The 17,950-nt window shown below is 41.4% G+C and carries 16 protein-coding genes; 11 read left to right on the top strand and 5 right to left on the bottom strand.

The window, feature by feature from the left end; genetic code table 11:
* Window positions 1-309 precede the first annotated feature (309 nt).
* The gene (locus IQ246_RS00760; protein ID WP_193999206.1) at window positions 310-933 is read right to left on the bottom strand and encodes a hypothetical protein; all 624 of its coding nucleotides are present in this window, start codon (window positions 931-933) and stop codon (window positions 310-312) included.
* Between the two features lie 195 nt (window positions 934-1,128).
* Between IQ246_RS00760 and psbP the strand changes: the two genes are divergently transcribed.
* From psbP to IQ246_RS00790, 6 genes are all read left to right on the top strand, one after another.
* Window positions 1,129-1,674, top strand: coding sequence for a photosystem II reaction center PsbP (psbP, locus tag IQ246_RS00765; RefSeq protein ID WP_193999208.1), 546 nt, complete (start codon window positions 1,129-1,131; stop codon window positions 1,672-1,674).
* A 149-nt stretch (window positions 1,675-1,823) separates the two neighbouring features.
* The gene (locus IQ246_RS00770; RefSeq protein WP_193999210.1) at window positions 1,824-2,417 is read left to right on the top strand and encodes a nucleoside triphosphate pyrophosphatase; all 594 of its coding nucleotides are present in this window, start codon (window positions 1,824-1,826) and stop codon (window positions 2,415-2,417) included.
* A 273-nt stretch (window positions 2,418-2,690) separates the two neighbouring features.
* Window positions 2,691-3,428 carry a phycocyanobilin:ferredoxin oxidoreductase gene (locus tag IQ246_RS00775; protein WP_193999212.1) on the top strand — a complete coding sequence of 246 codons (738 nt, stop codon included), beginning with the start codon at window positions 2,691-2,693 and terminating at the stop codon, window positions 3,426-3,428.
* Window positions 3,429-3,893: 465 nt separating this feature from the next.
* Complete coding sequence (locus tag IQ246_RS00780) at window positions 3,894-5,318, top strand: HlyD family efflux transporter periplasmic adaptor subunit (RefSeq protein ID WP_193999214.1); 1,425 nt, start codon at window positions 3,894-3,896, stop codon at window positions 5,316-5,318.
* A 191-nt stretch (window positions 5,319-5,509) separates the two neighbouring features.
* On the top strand, window positions 5,510-6,664 hold the full coding sequence (devC, locus tag IQ246_RS00785; protein WP_193999216.1) for an ABC transporter permease DevC: 1,155 nt from the start codon (window positions 5,510-5,512) through the stop codon (window positions 6,662-6,664).
* A gap of 159 nt (window positions 6,665-6,823) precedes the next feature.
* The gene (locus IQ246_RS00790) at window positions 6,824-7,531 is read left to right on the top strand and encodes a DevA family ABC transporter ATP-binding protein (protein WP_193999218.1); all 708 of its coding nucleotides are present in this window, start codon (window positions 6,824-6,826) and stop codon (window positions 7,529-7,531) included.
* 79 nt (window positions 7,532-7,610) lie between these two features.
* On the opposite strand, the gene IQ246_RS00795 is transcribed toward IQ246_RS00790, so the two are convergent.
* Complete coding sequence (locus IQ246_RS00795) at window positions 7,611-8,432, bottom strand: hypothetical protein (RefSeq protein WP_193999220.1); 822 nt, start codon at window positions 8,430-8,432, stop codon at window positions 7,611-7,613.
* Window positions 8,433-8,536: 104 nt separating this feature from the next.
* Here IQ246_RS00795 and IQ246_RS00800 point away from each other — a divergent pair, with 104 nt between their 5' ends.
* Window positions 8,537-9,382: an HAD family hydrolase gene (locus IQ246_RS00800; protein ID WP_193999222.1), complete on the top strand. Its 846-nt coding sequence runs from the start codon at window positions 8,537-8,539 to the stop codon at window positions 9,380-9,382.
* A gap of 188 nt (window positions 9,383-9,570) precedes the next feature.
* Here the strand turns inward: IQ246_RS00800 and IQ246_RS00805 are convergent, their stop codons facing one another.
* Together IQ246_RS00805 and rpaB are read right to left on the bottom strand one after the other, a co-directional pair.
* A complete protein-coding gene (locus IQ246_RS00805; RefSeq protein WP_193999224.1) occupies window positions 9,571-10,227 on the bottom strand; it encodes a cofactor assembly of complex C subunit B in 657 nt (218 codons plus the stop codon).
* A gap of 111 nt (window positions 10,228-10,338) precedes the next feature.
* Entirely contained in the window at window positions 10,339-11,067 is a 729-nt protein-coding gene (gene rpaB / locus IQ246_RS00810; protein WP_162399181.1) for a response regulator transcription factor RpaB, read from the bottom strand.
* Between the two features lie 170 nt (window positions 11,068-11,237).
* Between rpaB and radA the strand changes: the two genes are divergently transcribed.
* From radA to IQ246_RS00830, 4 genes are all read left to right on the top strand, one after another.
* Window positions 11,238-12,761, top strand: a complete 1,524-nt coding sequence (gene radA / locus IQ246_RS00815; RefSeq protein WP_193999226.1) for a DNA repair protein RadA — start codon at window positions 11,238-11,240, stop codon at window positions 12,759-12,761.
* 69 nt (window positions 12,762-12,830) lie between these two features.
* Window positions 12,831-13,556, top strand: coding sequence for a Uma2 family endonuclease (locus IQ246_RS00820; protein ID WP_193999227.1), 726 nt, complete (start codon window positions 12,831-12,833; stop codon window positions 13,554-13,556).
* Window positions 13,557-13,751: 195 nt separating this feature from the next.
* Complete coding sequence (locus IQ246_RS00825; protein WP_193999229.1) at window positions 13,752-14,585, top strand: Uma2 family endonuclease; 834 nt, start codon at window positions 13,752-13,754, stop codon at window positions 14,583-14,585.
* Window positions 14,586-15,135: 550 nt separating this feature from the next.
* A complete protein-coding gene (locus tag IQ246_RS00830; protein WP_193999231.1) occupies window positions 15,136-16,362 on the top strand; it encodes a serine/threonine-protein kinase in 1,227 nt (408 codons plus the stop codon).
* 43 nt (window positions 16,363-16,405) lie between these two features.
* On the opposite strand, the gene IQ246_RS00835 is transcribed toward IQ246_RS00830, so the two are convergent.
* Window positions 16,406-17,314 (bottom strand): DUF3365 domain-containing protein, encoded by a 909-nt coding sequence (locus tag IQ246_RS00835; RefSeq protein ID WP_193999232.1) that lies wholly within the window; start codon window positions 17,312-17,314, stop codon window positions 16,406-16,408.
* Between the last annotated feature and the right edge of the window lie 636 nt (window positions 17,315-17,950).

A 17,950-nucleotide genomic window follows, 5' to 3' on the forward strand; every position in this document is an offset into this window, starting at 1 on the left:
TTTCCTTTTATCAGCATTGACCAATTTGTGGTCAGTTCAACATTGCTGACCACTTTTTCTTTTCAGTGACTTTTCACCTGACCAGATATGTCAATTTTTTATCCATACTTTTCTAAGTATTATTTTCCGCTTGCTTATTTTTAGTCTAAACTCCAGTTAGTATCCAAAGCAGCGATAATTTTTACCTGTGCTTTAATTACTGGAGCAGTGGGATCTGCGTAGTGCATCTACCCAAGTACTATGCCGAAACAGATTGCGATCGCTAACGACTTGAGTCCAGAATAATTGTTAGTTGATTATCGTCAGCAATTACCGATAAACAAGCCCTAGCCAATGAGGATAAGCATAAGAATCAGCAGCTACCAATCTTGACCCCCGATAAGTATTGAATATGAAACTGGCTGTAGCCTGAAGATTATTCATTAGGTGCATATCCTTGCCAGAAGCTTCAAAGCCAATACTCCACCAGGTATTTTCCCTAATCACCAGATGGGTGATTTCCACAGTACAAGAGTTATCCATATTATCATTACTTACAACTGGTTGTACTGAAAAGTCAGGCAAGACTTGATAAAGTTGTGAATAGCGAACTTTCTGCACACTCACCCACGAAGCTTTGTCTAAAACCGTTGCAGGCTGGAAACTCTCTCCTGTGGAATCGCAACACAGCCACTTACCCCATTTTTCTGCCCTACCCTCTACTAATTCCCCAAAGCGCACTAAGTTTAATTCGGCTTGACGCCATTTAACCTCCAGCCTTCCTTGCCGCAGTTTTATCCCTAGATAATCACACCCTGGTGAGTGGAGATATAAATCTTCTCTTGACTCTGGTGGTTGTAATGGGTCAACAAGACAGTTTTGCTGAAACCAAAATTTAATGCTTTGCGGGATTGTGCCAGGGTAGAACCAGCGCAATTCGTTAGTTATCAGCATAATTTGTTTAGTTAAAAGTCAAAGGTCAAGGGTCATGAGTTAAAAGTTACGAATTCTTCCCATGCTTCACCTGCTCCTCTTATCTTCCCATGTGCCAATCTAGTGCGTCATCCGAAGCGTCCCTGATGATGGGAGAATAAAAACGATAAATGACGCTGGCATTGTGTTGCTTCCAGCCCAAAGGAATCTATAGAAATGTGGAAACGAATTGCATTGATTTTGCTATTAGTGTTGAGCTTCAGCTTAAGTAATTCTGGTGTTGCGGCTGCGGCTGGACTCAAAAGCTTTGTAGACACTAGTGATGGCTATCAGTTTTTATATCCTAATGGCTGGGTGCAAGTTAAGGTTGCTAACGGCCCAGATGTAGTATTTCACGATTTGATTGAGATATCTGAAAATGTATCTGTGGTGATTAGTCCGGTTCCAGAAGGCAAAACTTTGCCAGAACTAGGGACACCAACAGAAGTAGGATATAAGTTGGGAAAAGCTGCTCTGGCTCCTCCTGACTCTGGTCGCTCAGCTGAGTTAGTCAACGCCCTTGAGCGAGAAGTTGAGGGTAAAACATACTACCTTTTAGAGTATGAGGTCAAACTTCCTAATCAGCAACAACGACATAACATCGCCAGCGTCGCTGTTAGCCGTGGTAAACTTTTTACCTTAAACGCCTCAATCCCCGAAAGGCGTTGGCAGAAAGTTAAACGTATGATTGAGAGTGTTGTGAATTCTTTTTCTGTTTATTAGTTAAGGTTCAACAGACGAGATTATTCTCTTACCAGAAGCTGCTCTTTGAGCGTCTACGCGTCTTTACAGGAGTCAAGGATCAAGAGTCATTTGTCATTAGTTATTTTCTTCCCTGCTACTTTATCTGTCTCATCTCGCCCTGCTTGTTTATGGGAATTCCACCCTTTATACTCGCTTCTGCTTCTCCAGCACGACGCCGTTTGCTGCAAACTGTTGGCATTGAACCGATAGTCAGACCTAGTGATTTTGATGAGTCGCAAATTCAAGTAAATGAGCCTGCACAATTGGTCACAACCCTTGCTCAGTGCAAAGCGGAAACTGTGGCCCCGCAGTTTGAATCAGCTTTAATTATGGGTTGTGATTCAGTTTTGTCACTCAATGGTGAGATTCATGGCAAACCAGCAAACGCCTCAGAGGCGATCGCTCGTTGGCAGGTGATGCAAGGTAGCTTTGGCGACTTATACACAGGTCATGCCTTGATTGACCTTTCCCAAAACCGCACCATAGTTAAGTCTCAAGTAACAAGGGTTTATTTTGGTCAAATGAGCGATCGCACAATTGCTGCCTATGTGGCCACAGGTGAACCCCTCAAGTGTGCTGGAGCCTTCGCTCTCGAAGGTTTTGGTAGTCTATTTGTGGAAAAAATCGCAGGCTGTCACAGCAACGTGATTGGACTCAGTTTGCCCCTGCTGCGGTACATGCTAGAAGAACTGGGATACGATGTCACAGATTTCTGGGGATAATTATTTGTCATTTGTCCAAAGTTAATGACTAATGACTCGTAACGAAATTGCCTAGTATGTAGTAGTGCTTCCTCATAATCTGGAATCCAAACTAGCCAATCATCTTCAGAAACCGGACACAATAAAAGTGCTTCGTCAAAACTGAATGGGTTGGGAAGGTGCAAAAGCTCTACCCAAGTAAAAGCTTTTAAGTGTTTGCTTATATTGCAAGCCAGAGCAGGTAGGGTACGGCAAGCTGTAGACTGGCAACTAGATAACATTTCTCAGTAGAACATGTCATTTACTTCTATTCCCTCACTGCGTGAGCAACAACATCCCCTAATTCGTCAGCTAGCTGATTGCATTGAGGCAGCTTGGCATCAGCACCTGGATCTGTCGCCTTACCAGTTGCCTGCTGAGTTAGGGTATGTGGAAGGTAGACTAGAGGGCGAAAAACTAATTATTCAGAACAGCTGTTACCAAACACCCCAGTTCCGAAAAATGCACTTGGAATTGGCAAAAGTAGGAAATATGCTGGATATTTTGCACTGTGTGATGTTTCCCCGTCCAGAATACGACCTGCCGATGTTTGGTTGTGATTTAGTTGCGGGTAGGGGTCAAATTAGTGCAGCGATCGCAGACCTTTCTCCTGTTCATATAGAGCGTGCCTTACCAGAATCTTATACTTCTGCGCTGACGGCACTATCAACCCTTAACTTTTCCCAACCTCGTGAATTACCTGAATGGGGAAATATCTTTTCTGATTTTTGTATCTTTGTGCGCCCCGGTTCCCCAGAAGAAGAAGCGATGTTTCTCTCCCGCGTACATGATTTTTTAGACATTCATTGCACTCAGGCGATCGCCTCTAGTCCAGTTTCGCCTGAACAAGTAACACAAAATCTCGCTGGACAACATAACTACTGCACCAAACAGCAGCAAAACGATAAAACCCGCCGGGTATTGGAAAAAGCCTTTGGCTCAGCTTGGGCAGAACATTACATGAGCACAGTTTTATTTGACCTCCCAAAATAATCATCCTCCTATCTCTGCCTCCCTCATCCTCCCCATCTGTAGGCTCTGTTACGTTTTCCCGTAACTGATGAATGTAGAATTCATTCAACGAGAGTTTGATGGAGTCCCAAAACAGCAGCAAGGTTTTTGGAGCAAATAGCCAAAGATGGTCTATTGCTTTGATAGATATAAGCGCCCAACCCTGCTAACAGGTTGACCAGAAAGTTAAGGAAACTGTGATGTTAGGAATACTCAAGTTGACAGACATTTTTTAGTTGGTTTCTGACTTAACTAATGGCAATACCTTTCGGTTCAGGGTAAAGGCTGAAATTTACCTTAATGTTCAACCTTTTCCCAGTCCACAAAGGTGATTCAGAATGCTTATTAAGGGAAAGTATTGATGCAGCTGGCTGTTTACTAAAAACCCTTTTTGACTAAACTTTTTTTACTGCCATCACCACAATTCAGATAAATAGGCAACATACCATGTCAAGGGTGACTGAGAAGCCAAAGCCAAGCGAGCAGCCACTTAATCATGAACAAGCGAAGATTTGGTGGGGCATTGCTGTAGCCGTGCCGATAGTAATCGCCGCCGGGATACTAGGTACAGCAAAAATCGAGCAGTTAAGAAAATTAACTACGCCCGTACCCGTAGCGCCAGTTGCTAACAGTATTAGTGCTGTTGGGCGTTTAGAGCCACGGGGAGAAGTCGTTAAACTGTCTGCCCCCAGCGGCGGATTGGCAGCATCGTCACGAATTCAGCAACTCTTTGTGAGAGAAGGAGAGCGAGTAAAGCAAGGTCAAGTGGTTGCGATTTTGGATAACCGCGATACCCAAGTAGCAGCAGTGGAAGAAGCAAAGGCCAAACTGCAAGAATCCCGTGCGAATTTAGCGCAAGTAAGAGCCGGTTCACCAAGAGACATTCAAGCTCAAAGAGCAGTCATCGCTCGCTTACAAGCCGAGTTAAGTGGAGAAAGGGATGCTCAGCAAGCAACGATCGCTCGGATCGCCGCCCAGTTAAGTGGGGAAAAAATCGCTCAACAAGCAATGGTGAATCGCCTAGAAGCTGAACTGACTGGGCAAAGAGATACTTTAAGAGCGACACTTACAAGGATCAGAGCCGAGCAACGCAATGCCCAAGTCGATGCTGGACGCTATGATATGTTGTACCGTGAAGGTGCGATTTCTCAACAAGAACGGGACAGAAGACGCCTAAGTGCCATAACTTCCAATCAGCAGGTTGTCGAAAGCCAAGCCACCTTAAGGCAGACACTGGCAACTCTACGACAACAACTTGCCGAAGCTAGAGCCAATCAGATAAAAAATTTAGCAACTTTGCAACAGCAGCTGATCGAAGCCAGAGTTAACCGCGACAAAACTATAGCAACTTTGCAAAGACAAATCGACGAAGAAAGAGCCAAACTAAGCAGAATCCTCGATGTGAGTCCTACCAATATGCAAGTGGTGCAAGCTCAAGTTAGCAATGCGATCGCAAATGTCAGAAAAGCGGAAGCAGAACTGAAGTTGAGCTATGTTCAAGCACCAATCGCTGGAGAGATTTTAAAAATTCACACCAAATCAGGCGAAACCATAAGTTCAAATGGCATTGCTGAGATTGGACAAACTAATCAGATGTTTGTGATTGCTGAAGTCCCTGAAGACGGTATTGGTAAAGTACGTGTCGGTCAAAATGCCACTATTACCAGTGATAATGGCGCGTTTAACGGTGAATTAAAGGGAACTGTCACTGAAATTGGCAGAAAAATTGGCAAAAAAGACGTGCTAAATACAGATCCAGCCGCAGATGTAGATGCCAGAGTTGTAGAAGTTAAAATCGCTCTATCTCCAGAAGATAGCCAGCTAGTTTCTGGTTTGACCTACGCTAAAGTAGTTGTTGAAATTAATATCTAATCAAGTTATGGGTGAGCAGTAATGACATCATTTTATCTGCAATACTTGTTATTATTTATCATCCAGTTAATCAGAATCACTAATTAAAGTTACCAATTATCCATCACCATAATAGATTAATAAACTAATTATCTAGAAATTAATATAAGTGATTTTTTTAATTAGCTATTAACTGCTTATAAACATAGAAAATGAATCAAAAAATACCTTTGTCTTGGCTACAACTGACAAGAGAAAAAACTCGTCTAGCCGTGGCTTTAGCAGGAATTGCCTTTGCGGATATTTTAATGTTTATGCAACTTGGTTTCCGTGACGCTCTTTATTATAGTAACGTTCGGTTACATACCAGCTTGCAAGGCGATATTGTTTTAATTAACAGCCAATCTAACGCTCTGTTGGCGATGAAAAGTTTTTCTCAACGACGGTTATATAAAGCTTTAGATTTGCAAGCAGTACAATCAGTACATCCTATATATTTGGACTATACAAGTTGGAAAAATCCTGTAACAGGTCGTCCTCGTAATATCCTAATTTTTGGCATTAACCCGGAAGTTAACCTGTTAAACTTACCTGGAGTTCAGGAAAACTTAGATAAAGTTAAATTACCAGATGTCGTTTTATATGACCGTTCTTCTAGGGTAGAGTATGGCCCAATTGCAACTAACTTTGAGCAAGGAAAGACTGTGACAGCAGAGGTCAGAAGGAGGCAAGTTAAAGTAGGAGGACTATTTACACTAGGCGCATCATTTGGGGCAGATGGTAATTTAATTACGAGTGATGTTAACTTTCTACGGATATTCACCAATCGTCAGCGAGGATTAGTTGATATTGGACTAATTAGATTAAAGCCAGGAGCTAATACTACAGTTGTTGTTCAAAATTTACGGAAATATTTACCTCAAGATATCAATGTTTTAACTAAGCAAGAATTTATTGATTTTGAGCGGAATTACTGGGCAAGTGGTACGGCTATTGGGTTTATTTTCACGTTAGGGACAATCATGGGTTTCATTGTGGGAACTGTAATTGTGTATCAAATACTTTATACAGAAGTTACGGATCATTTAGCTGAGTATGCCACTCTCAAAGCAATAGGCTATACACAAAAATATTTGTTAATTGTGATTTTACAAGAGGCTTTGTTGTTAGCCATTTTAGGATATGTTCCTGGATTTACTTTTACAATGTTTCTTTATCAAAGGGCTAGAGAAGCTACACTTTTACCAGTTTTTATGAGTTTTGAGCGCGCGGTGATGGTCTTAATTATGACTATTGTAATGTGCTTTATTTCTGGTGCTATAGCTGTACGAAAACTACGTTCTGCTGATCCAGCAGATATTTTTTAATTAAAGCTTACCAACAATTTTTATTTGGAACATTGTGAATTAAAAATTAATTATAAACAAATATTATAAGGTCGTGATTCATGATTTATAGTTGAGAGATTATAAATTCTCACCCTTGCTAAACCATCTCAATAAAGCTAACTTTTAGCTACCAAATTTATGAATAGAAAAGAACCAGTAATTACCATTAAAAATCTGAATCACTACTATGGCAAAGGCGCACTAAAAAGACAAATTTTATTTGACATTAACCTAGATATTTATGCTGGAGAGATTGTAATTATGACTGGGCCATCAGGGTCAGGTAAAACAACATTACTGAGCTTGATTGGTGGTTTGCGGTCAGTACAAGAAGGAAGTTTGAAATTTTTAGGTGAAGAACTATTTGGTGTCAGTCAGAATAAGTTGGTGCAGATGCGACGCAAAATAGGTTATATTTTCCAAGCTCATAATTTACTGGGGTTCTTAACTGCTAGACAAAATGTACAAATGGCGGTGGAGTTGAACGAAAATATTGCTCAAACTGATGCAGTAGCTAAGTCAGAAGGTATGCTAGGGGCTGTTGGTTTAAAAGAACGAATTAATTACTACCCAGACAATCTTTCTGGTGGACAAAAACAAAGAATAGCGATCGCCCGCGCCTTGGTGAATCGTCCCCCACTGGTGCTAGCAGATGAACCAACAGCCGCTTTGGACAAACAATCAGGACGCGATGTTGTAGAAATAATGCAGAGCCTTGCCAAAGAGCAAGGAACTACTATTTTGTTAGTGACGCACGACAACCGCATTTTGGATATAGCCGATCGCATCGTAGAAATGGAAGATGGTCTTTTAGCCCGTAATTCCCAAAGTGCAATTATTAGTTAGGCTTCTAAAGCCAGAAATCAGCGAACCTACCGAAATAACGTATAACTCGTAACTATATATCTGCACCCTGAAGCCACAATTATTGTCTAGCCGAGCCTGATTTTTTCATTCCAGACTGCTGAGGTTGAGTTGGGGCATTTGGTTGGCGGCTTGTGCGAAAAGTCACATTCACGCCTTCATTCGATTGTTCTAGCACCAGCAGAGGCGTAGGCTTAGCTTTTTGATCCCAATGCATGGTAGCAATCCGTCCTTGAATTGTTGGTTGCCAGGTATCTTCGTTTTCTATTGGACTAAGATAAGTTTCAATACAGTCAATAATTTGGCTAATAGTCGCAGAAGTTGCTTGCGTCGGCAACTTCATTAACCGGATTTGAATGCGAAACAGTACTCGCTTAGCAGAGATCTCTGGACTACCAGTTTCATACTCTACATCAAAAGTTTCATCCACTTGTCGTCCGGCGCTATTGGCAATTCCTAGTGTTCCTTGTTGAGCTTGATTTGGACGCAGAGCTTGAGAAATTTTATCTTTGACTTTTATCTTAACTTGATTCAGGATCGCAAAATGAAATACCTCCTCTGACATCCGCATTCGCAAATAATCTAAGTTAAAGTCCCGTGAGTTGACTAAATCTGGATTAGTTTCCATTTTGCGAATTGTTTCCAGCGCCAGCTTAAACTTTTTATCTAGTTCTCGCACGCGGAATTTTTCAAACCTGATTTTTTTCTCCAGCTGATTCATCTGAAGCTTGCCATACACAATCAAAGCAATTACCGTTAAAGCCAGTCCTCCAGAGGTTATCACCAAAAAAGGTGGTGTTTGGGGATCGCTTGCTGGCACTTCCTGAGATGCCTTTTTAGTTTTTAACCCTGGGGATTGGGCAAGAAACATCGAAGTGAGCATGGTTAACAAACTGAAAAACTTGACTCCTGATTTTTAGGATGCCCAAATCTTGAATGCCATCTTGCTGTATCATTAATGTTTTTTACAGCTTTTTTAAACCGTATATGTCCAGACACTTGAATGTCACTGCTGGAGGTTCAAAAGACCCAAAGCCACTATCTGAGATTTCATTCAGTTGCTTGAGCAATATTCGTCTTGTTGCTACAGATATGGATGGCACTCTCACTAGACGAGGAAAATTTACTGCTGCACTATTGCAAGCGCTGGAGGATTTGGCCGCATCTGATATCAAGGTACTAATTGTCACAGGACGTTCAGCCGGTTGGGTAAGTGGACTAAGTAGCTTGATGCCCATCGCCGGAGCCATAGCAGAAAACGGTGGTTTATTCTTTCCATCTGGGAACCAGAAACCAGTAACCTTAACACCTATTCCCGATTTAGTTAACCATCGCCAGCACTTAGCTACAGCTTTTAGACAATTACAAAAGAAATTTTCCCAAATCCAGGAATCTGCTGACAATCGCTTTCGCATCACCGACTGGACATTTGATGTAGCTGCTTTGAATCCAAGTGAACTACAAACCCTCGACAATCTCTGTCAGCAGATGGGTTGGGGATTCACCTACAGCAATGTGCAGTGCCACATTAAACCCCAAGGGCAAGATAAGGCTGTGGGCTTGTTACAGGTATTGTGCGAATACTTACCCAAGTACTCATCAGAGCAAGTTGTTACCGTTGGCGATAGCCCCAATGATGAAAGTTTATTTAATCAGAGTTATTTTCCGGTTTCTGTGGGCGTAGCGAATGTGCTGGAATATATGAATCAGTTGCAGTATCAGCCTGCTTATGTAACTACATCTGCTGAAGGTGAAGGATTTTGTGAGTTATCTAGTTATCTTCTAAAAAGATTGGAAATACCCAAAAGTCAAGCAGTGCCAGACTTGCTCTAGAATGGGTTGGTAGCACTGAATTTATAACGATGACAGTTATTCTACCTATAGGTATCGACAAGGTTGCGATCGCTCGGTGTTGACTTTGATAATACTCACTGATAAATCATAGAATCAGTAGCCGTCTAACTCCAGGGTAAGATTTTGGTTTGGGGTTTTGCTAGTTATTAGTGCGATCGCTATATTTGTCAGGGATTAGATGAGCTTACCCTGCTAAGAGTAACAGCTAATTTATCAGCAATTCCTCTAATCCAGTTTTCATCTTGTTTACTATAACTACGAGGAGCATTAGCTGCCAAAATTAGGACACCTTGATCGCCAAGTGGTTGACAAATTACACCTTGAGTATTCTCTGGCAAATAATCAAATTCAATCCTGCCTGGATACACATACAACGCAACTAAATAAATCGGTTTTTGTGTTTCCAATACCCGTTTTAATATTGCTCCTGGCGTTACTTCAGATTTAGTACCCAGAATACCGCGACGTAACAAAACTTTACCTTGATAAAAGACTACCAGCGATCGCGTAACTGTATTAGTCAATAATAAATGAGAGGCCCAGGCTAGTTCTGTTTTCACGGCTTCTGGTAAATCTGTGGCTAGTACAAAACCTTCTTCCCCAATTAGGTCTACAGCATCAGGCGATCGCGGCTGTACTTGTTGCCAAATTAAACCCGTTAAAATTAGCACCGCACTCAAAATCACACCAACCACATCTCCACGCGCTTGGGATTCGGTAAGTTCGGGTGTCAACAAACGGTTAATCAACAGAAGTACAGCACCCAACCCACCGACGACAATGGGCAGACGCCGCAAAACTCTATTAGGATCAGGTTTAATCATTAGTTCAAGGTCAAGGGTCAAGGGTCAAAAGTCAACGGTCAAGATTTATTTCTTTATCTCCCTCATCTTCTGCGCTTCACTTGCTCCCCTGCTCCCCATCTCCCCATCTTTTCATTCCTCCCCTGGTTCAATAATCCGCTGAAAAAGATAACCAGTACCTCGTGCTGTCAGAATCAATTCTGGGTTGCTGGGGTCATCTTCTAACTTTGCCCGTAAACGGGAAATATGCACATCTACTACACGGGTATCCACATGGCGTTCTGGCGTGTAACCCCACACTTCCTGCAAAATTTCTGAACGAGAAAAAGCTTCTCCAGAGCGGCTTACTAACAACTCTAATAAGCTGAACTCCATACCAGTCAGCCGAATGCGCTCATCGCCTTTATAGACTTGCCGTTTATTCGTATCGATTTTGATATTGCCAACATGGATTACCCCTGAACTGGGAATACCAGAAGCATTAGTTTTGTCTACCCGCCTCAGCACAGAGCGGATTCGAGCTTCTAGCTCCTTGGGAGAAAATGGTTTAACTACATAATCGTCAGCGCCCAATTCTAGCCCCGTGATCCGGTCAGCTACATCCCCCAAGGCTGTTAGCATAATAATGGGGACATCAGATTCCTTTCGTAATTCTTGACACACACCGTAGCCATCTAGTTTTGGCATCATCACATCCAAAACTACTAGGTCAGGATCGGCTTTACGAAAAGTTTCCAAAGCCTCTTCTCCGTCGCCAGCTGTTACTACATCGTAGCCAATCATGGAAAGGCGCGTCTCCAAAATCCGGCGAATGCTGGCTTCGTCGTCTACCACCAGGATTTTTTCTTTATGACTTTCCAAGTTTATCAACGCTCCTTCACTAAAATTTTACATGATTAATTTTTAATACCATAATATTAAGATATCATTCCATCAATTGATTTGGAAAAAGCTCTAATTACTACTAATATTAGATTTTAGTTCTCTCCAAGAATTAAATAATAATTAAGATTATTGAATAAGATTTAAGAATGGCAAAGCCAAAAACCTTTTACGTTTGTAATGATTGTGGAGCAGAATCGCCTCAGTGGTTTGGCAAGTGTCCAGCTTGCGGGACTTACAATTCTCTAGAAGAACAGATTGCTATCCAGTCCTCCGTAGATATACCAAGTCGGGGAGGAGTGAGTAGTTGGCACGCTACGCAAAACAATGGCAAATCCGCTGCTAAAACGCCTAAACAGCGAGCTTCTCTGACATTCGAGCAAATTAGCGATCGCCAAGTAACACGTTGGGAGTCCGGTTATGGAGAACTGGATCGAGTACTTGGTGGTGGGATTGTTCCCGGTTCGATGGTGCTGATTGGCGGCGATCCTGGAATTGGTAAATCTACTTTACTACTGCAAGTATCGAATCAACTGGCACAAAAATACCGTATTCTCTACATTTCTGGAGAAGAATCAGGACAACAGATTAAATTAAGAGCTTCTCGGCTGGGAGTATCAAAACTCCTAGATGTGGTTGTTAATGGAAATAGTAAAGTATTAGAAGATACTGTTAAATTAGAAACACCTGAAAGTATAGGCGCAGATTTATATGTATTGCCAGAAACAGATTTAGAAGAGATTCTGCGGGAGATAGATTCTCTTAGACCGAATGTGGCGGTGATTGATAGTATTCAAACGATTTTCTTTCCGGCTTTGACTTCTGCGCCTGGATCGGTAGCGCAGGTAAGGGAATGTACTGCGGCTTTGATGAAAGTGGCAAAGCACGAAGACATTACAATGTTGATTGTAGGGCACGTCACCAAAGAAGGAGCGATCGCCGGGCCCAAAGTCTTAGAACACTTAGTTGATACTGTGTTGTATTTTGAAGGCGATCGCTTTGCTTCTCATCGGTTATTACGGACAGTGAAAAACCGCTTTGGAGCAACTCACGAAATAGGCATCTTTGAAATGGTAGCTCAGGGACTGCGGGAAGTTGCCAACCCTTCAGAGTTATTTTTAGGCAACCGCGACGATCCTGCGCCTGGTACTGCGATTGTCGTTGCTTGCGAAGGAACTCGTCCTATTGTTGTCGAATTACAGGCCCTTGTAAGTCCTACCAGCTACCCTTCTCCCCGTCGTGCTGGTACTGGCGTAGACTACAACCGTCTAGTGCAAATTTTGGCGGTATTAGAAAAACGGGTGGGGATTCCCATGTCGAAATTGGATTCCTACGTTGCTTCTGCTGGTGGATTGAGTGTAGTAGAACCAGCGGTAGATTTAGGAATAGCGATCGCCATTGTTGCTAGTTTCCGCGATCGCATTGTTGATCCAGGTACAGTATTGATTGGGGAAGTCGGCTTAGGTGGACAAGTGCGCTCAGTGTCACAAATGGAACTGCGATTGAAAGAAGCAGCTAAATTAGGGTTTAAAAGAGCGATCGTGCCAAAAGGGACAAAATTTCCCGACCTTAATATCGAGATTTTACCAGTATCCAAGGTAATAGATGCAATTATCGCCGCCATTCCCCATCAAGAATTGACAGAGGACGATTTAGAACCCGATGAAGAGTGACCATCGCTTCCTTTTTCAGTGATTAGGGGAAGCAATACAGTAAAATATCACACTAAAGGAAAATCCACCATGACAGTTACCCAAGACTACCAAATCACTTGGGAAAAACTACCCGATGATTACAAGCTGCCAGATGATCCAGTGGACAACATCAACCAACCAGCCTTAGCCGCAGCGCTCACAGAAAGCCTACAATTAGCCGGAAAAATCTTAGCTAACGCACTGACAACAAGCAATTACGGCATTTGTGCCACCCTAAACAACAGAATGGTCATTAAAGCCCCTGATTGGGCTTTTATTCCCAAAATTAACGTTAATAGAGAAGAAGTAACACGCAGTTACACCCCTCAGCTACAGGGTGACATTCCCGTAATTGTGATGGAATTTATTTCCGATACACAGGAGACAGAGTATTCTGTCAAAGCGACATATCCCCCAGGAAAATGGTTTTTCTACGAACGCATCTTAAAAGTGCCAAACTACATCATCTTTGAGCCAGACAGCGGTAGTTTTGAGATGTATCGCTTACAAACCACAGAACAGTACATCTTGCAAGAGCCTGATGAAAATCAACGCTACTGGATAGCCCAAATGAATCTTTACCTTGGCGTATGGCAAGGTACTCGTGAAAACCGCACAGGAAAGTGGTTACGGTGGTGGGATGAACAAGGAAATCTTCTACTTTGGGGTACAGAGTTAGCCGAACAGGAACGCCAACGTGCCGAACAAGAACGCCAGCGTGCTGAACGACTAGCAGCACAATTGCGGGCGGCGGGGATTGAGCCAGAAGTGTGACGAAATGTTTTAGGAAAAATTGAAAGCCACTAATCTCCGACTTGTCAAACAAGCCGAGGATCTTATTTTTCACAAATGATTGAGTAGAGGTGAATACCAGTTGCTAGGCAAGATGAGGGTCATTATTCGCTACTTACTTATAAAAAGAGATATTCCGATGAAAAACACAATTTAAGGAATACAATACCATCAGCTATGACTTCTTCTCCCCACTATATTCCTCAATCTGATCCGCCGCTTCCTCCTTGGGAAACTCTACCAACAATGTATGATTTACCAACTGACAACCCAGAGGAACCAGGTTTGCCAGACGATTTTCACTTTTTACAACCCTTACTTTTATACTTAACTTTTCAGCCAATTAACTGGAATCCAGAATTAGTTTACAGTGCGGCTGACCTTAATCTCTACTATGATTTACAGCATCCTTTGTGGTACAAACGTCCAGATTGGTTTGGTGTGGTAGGCGTAGGAAAATTATACAAAGGGCAAGACTTACGTTTAAGTTATGTAACTTGGCAAGAACCAGCTAATCCTTTTGTGGTTGTTGAGTTATTATCTCCAGGTACAGAAGACGAAGATTTAGGCACAAGAAGAGAAAGTGCAGCAGATAAACCTCCTAGCAAATCGGAAGTTTATGAACGAATTTTGCGGATTCCCTACTATATTGTTTTTAGTCGCTACACTAATGATCTTCGAGCTTTTCAGTTAGTCGGCGGTCACTATGAAGCAATGAACTTGACTAATGGATACTTACTAATGCCAGAGATAGATTTAAGTTTAGGTTTATGGCAAGGTTCATTTCGAGATATTGAAAGCTTGTGGTTAAGATGGTTCACCTTGACGGGAGAATTAATTCCCGTACCCACAGAAGAAGCTGCTGCTGCAACTGAACGAGCTATGATTGCAGAACAAGAAGCTACAGAAGCGAAACAAGAAGCTGCTCAAGCCAAACGAAAAGCGGAACAATTAGCAGAACGTTTGCGTCAGGTAGGCGTGAATCCTGATAACCTAGATGGATTATTGTAGCTTCAGGAGTCTTTTTTGCTTTTGAGGAATCATCTGTACTGAAAACTTTAATAGCCGATGCCGAAGCAGTTATCTCATAATCATATTAGTTCTCATAAAGATTAATTTTTGAGAGCGATCGCACATTTAACACTTGAAATACATATATATTTACCTTTAGAAGTCTATAGCGACTTCAGTTTTTTAGGGAAATCACTTGTCACTTCGTTTTTTTTGTTACAAAGCTTAGTCCTAATCAGGTTACAACACAAGGATATCAGTAGATTACGAAAAGTGATGACTGAAGCACCCGCAGACATTACCGCAGACACTGGCTGCGTTCCGGCTGCTAAAATATCTAAATACGAGCAGTATAAAAAAACTACTCAGGACCAAAAATTATCTATTTGGTTACATAACACCATCAACAGATTGTAGAAAAGTGCATTCTCTCGTCTTGAAGATGGTGCTAACCTCGATTTTAGGGACGATACAAGCTTTTATCGGCTAGAGTTTCTATCTTTCAGCAAACCAAATAATCTACCAACAAAATCGCAAGGAGTGCGATGAGATGTCACAGTCCGCTTTAACAAGACCAGAAATAGCTCCCGGAACTCTAATTGATAACCGCTATATCATCCAAAAACTTTTGGGACAGGGGGGGTTGGGACGAACGTACTTGGCATTTGATACTCGTCGCTTTAATGAAGCTTGTGTTCTCAAGGAATTCGCTCCCATTGGTACAGGGGAAAATGGACTGGAAAAATCTCGCAACTTATTCAAAAGAGAGGCAAAAATTCTTCATCAACTGCAACATTCTCAAATTCCCAGATTCTTGGCTTGCTTTGAAGGAGATGGTCGCCTATTCCTAGTACAAGAGTATGTTGACGGTAAAACATATTCCAGACTATTGGGAGAACTTCAAAGCCAGGGAAGAACTTTTTCGGAGGAGGAAGTCATACAATGGTTAAAGAATTTGTTGCCTGTGTTGGAATATGTTCACCACCACAACATCATCCATCGAGATATTTCTCCTGACAATATTATGTTGCCTGATGGCAAAGATATGCCAGTACTGATTGATTTTGGTGTAGGTAAGCAAATTGCTGACCTGAACGAGGGGAGAAATTCTAACCAAGTAACCTTTGTTGGCAAAATGTCTCTTGTAGGCAAAGTGGGATACGCTCCCCGTGAGCAGATTAGCTTAGGTTTGTGTTCTCCCTGTAGTGATCTTTATGCTTTGGGGGTAACAACTATTGTATTACTCACAGGACGAGATCCATCTCTGCTAATGGATCAGTACTCCTTAGAATGGAAATGGCGTTGCTATACCTATGTTAGCGACGCATTTGCCCAAGTGCTTGATTGCATGTTGGCAGACACGCCTAACAAACGATACCAAACAGCCAGAGAAGTTATCATTGATCTAGAGCAGCTTGGAGAACCACAAGTAGAAACACCTATAACAGTTGTTCACTTATCTCCTACTGTATTTATGTCTGAATCTCAAACTATGGCGACCACCTCGCAGTCTTACAGCCAATCGGAAGAAACAATATTTAGTGTGCCTGCTAGCCCGCAAATTGACCGAATTGAACAACCTTTACTCAATCCAGTATTTACCAAACGTTGTCAGCAAGCGTTAGCTTATCACATCGGCCCAATGGCAAACCTAGTAGTAGAAGAGATGTTAGCTGAAAATCCTCACATCTCGCCTTACCAATTTGTTGAACTCATAGCTCAAGAAATTCCTAACTTTCAAGCAGCTTTTGAATTCAAAAACAGCCTATTATCATAGTAGATTTAAACCACTACTTTATTTAGGAATAATGTTTAATTTTTTAACTACCCGTATTTCCATGAGAGCGCTTAATTCTTTTCATTGCCATTTCTAAACTGAACTGCATTCGTTTAAAAGCTTTAGCTAAACTACCAATTTCATCATTGGAAAACTCCTCAAATTCAACGTCCATATGTCCTGTGCTGACTTCCTCCGCTACGCGAGTTATGCGTTTTAGAGGTTTAACAACTTGTCGATTTAAGAAAAAGTTAACTAACAGAATAGCTGCTATAAAAACAGTTGAAACAATCAAGATAATTACTAAAGAAGAGTAGTTGGCTTTGTTGATAACTTTATTCGCTGGTACTGATATGATCTGAGCACCTATAATTTCATTTAACTTCCACCCAAATCCATTAGCTGTGCCATAAAGAGCAATCATACTTTGAGGTGCGGCTTCAGGCGTGCTATGACATTTCAAGCAACTTTCTTCAGAAATTGGTAATGGACGAGCAATGTAAAAGATATCTCCACCAGGAATTGAGCGAAATCCACTCGCTTCTTTAAGATCTGGTTTCTTTATAAAACTTTCTACAAGTTCTGTCTCAAAACTGTCAGCCTTATCCCGCAGATTAGTAGGATTGAGTGTTGCTTCTTTATAAAAAAAGTCACGGTAATCCGCTGTTTTTCGCAAAATTTCAAAGACTTCCCGTGCTGAGTATGCAGGCACACTTTGCGGCAAAAACTTAGTTGTCAACTTATCAGCTAGTTCAGGATTAATTTGAGTACTGGTGTATTTACGAACAGAACTCATCGTTTCCATCAGCATGAGAGCTGTTGAGTCAATATCTTGTCTAGCATTTTCTCTGAGCAGAGAAGAAAGAGCCAAGCCACTCAAGCTCAAACCAAATACCAGAATTACAAGTAGCAGAATTGTAAATTTTTGTCTCAAATTTAGATTTTTTAACATAATTCCAAATTACTTGCAATTAGAATCTCTACTACTAAACGGAGTTCAAGTCATTGTTTACTCAGATTAGAGTAAACAACTAAGGTTTTTAGTGAAAAGGTATATAGGATTCCTATTTGATTTTTGAAAAAACTGCGTACACCTCCATCTCACTTTTTCCTATTCCCCATTCCCTTTCTCTACGAGTCGGTTCACGAATCAAATCGGATTACTATAGTTGAGTTAAAACTATTAAATTATATCTAAAATATAATCTTGATATTCTTGATGATACCAAGATATTTTTACTTACTAAATTGTTTTTCTTGATGTTTGTACAAATAGGAGAGCGAGTTGCTAAAAGGGGATGTTAGGTTAAGCGATCGCTTCTATTTTAACTAAACTTTTCGACAACGTTTACCCTTCGGCATTTGTGAGAGTTTAAGACAAAATACTTTTTGTCAATTAGTAACTTTGCTGAAAATTTGCTGGAATATTGAGTATTAAATAAAACTCAATGTTTGTTTTGAATGCAAAAACGAATGATGCTTTTAAATATGAGGCGATCGCACGCCCAAAAATTCTGTTGATTAGCCCCATTTTCAGCATAATTTTAAGTACTATTGCTTATTGACAAAATGTTCATCACCTTAACCT

It is taken from the genome of aff. Roholtiella sp. LEGE 12411, from assembly GCF_015206995.1.
Classification (GTDB): Bacteria; Cyanobacteriota; Cyanobacteriia; order Cyanobacteriales; family Nostocaceae; genus Komarekiella.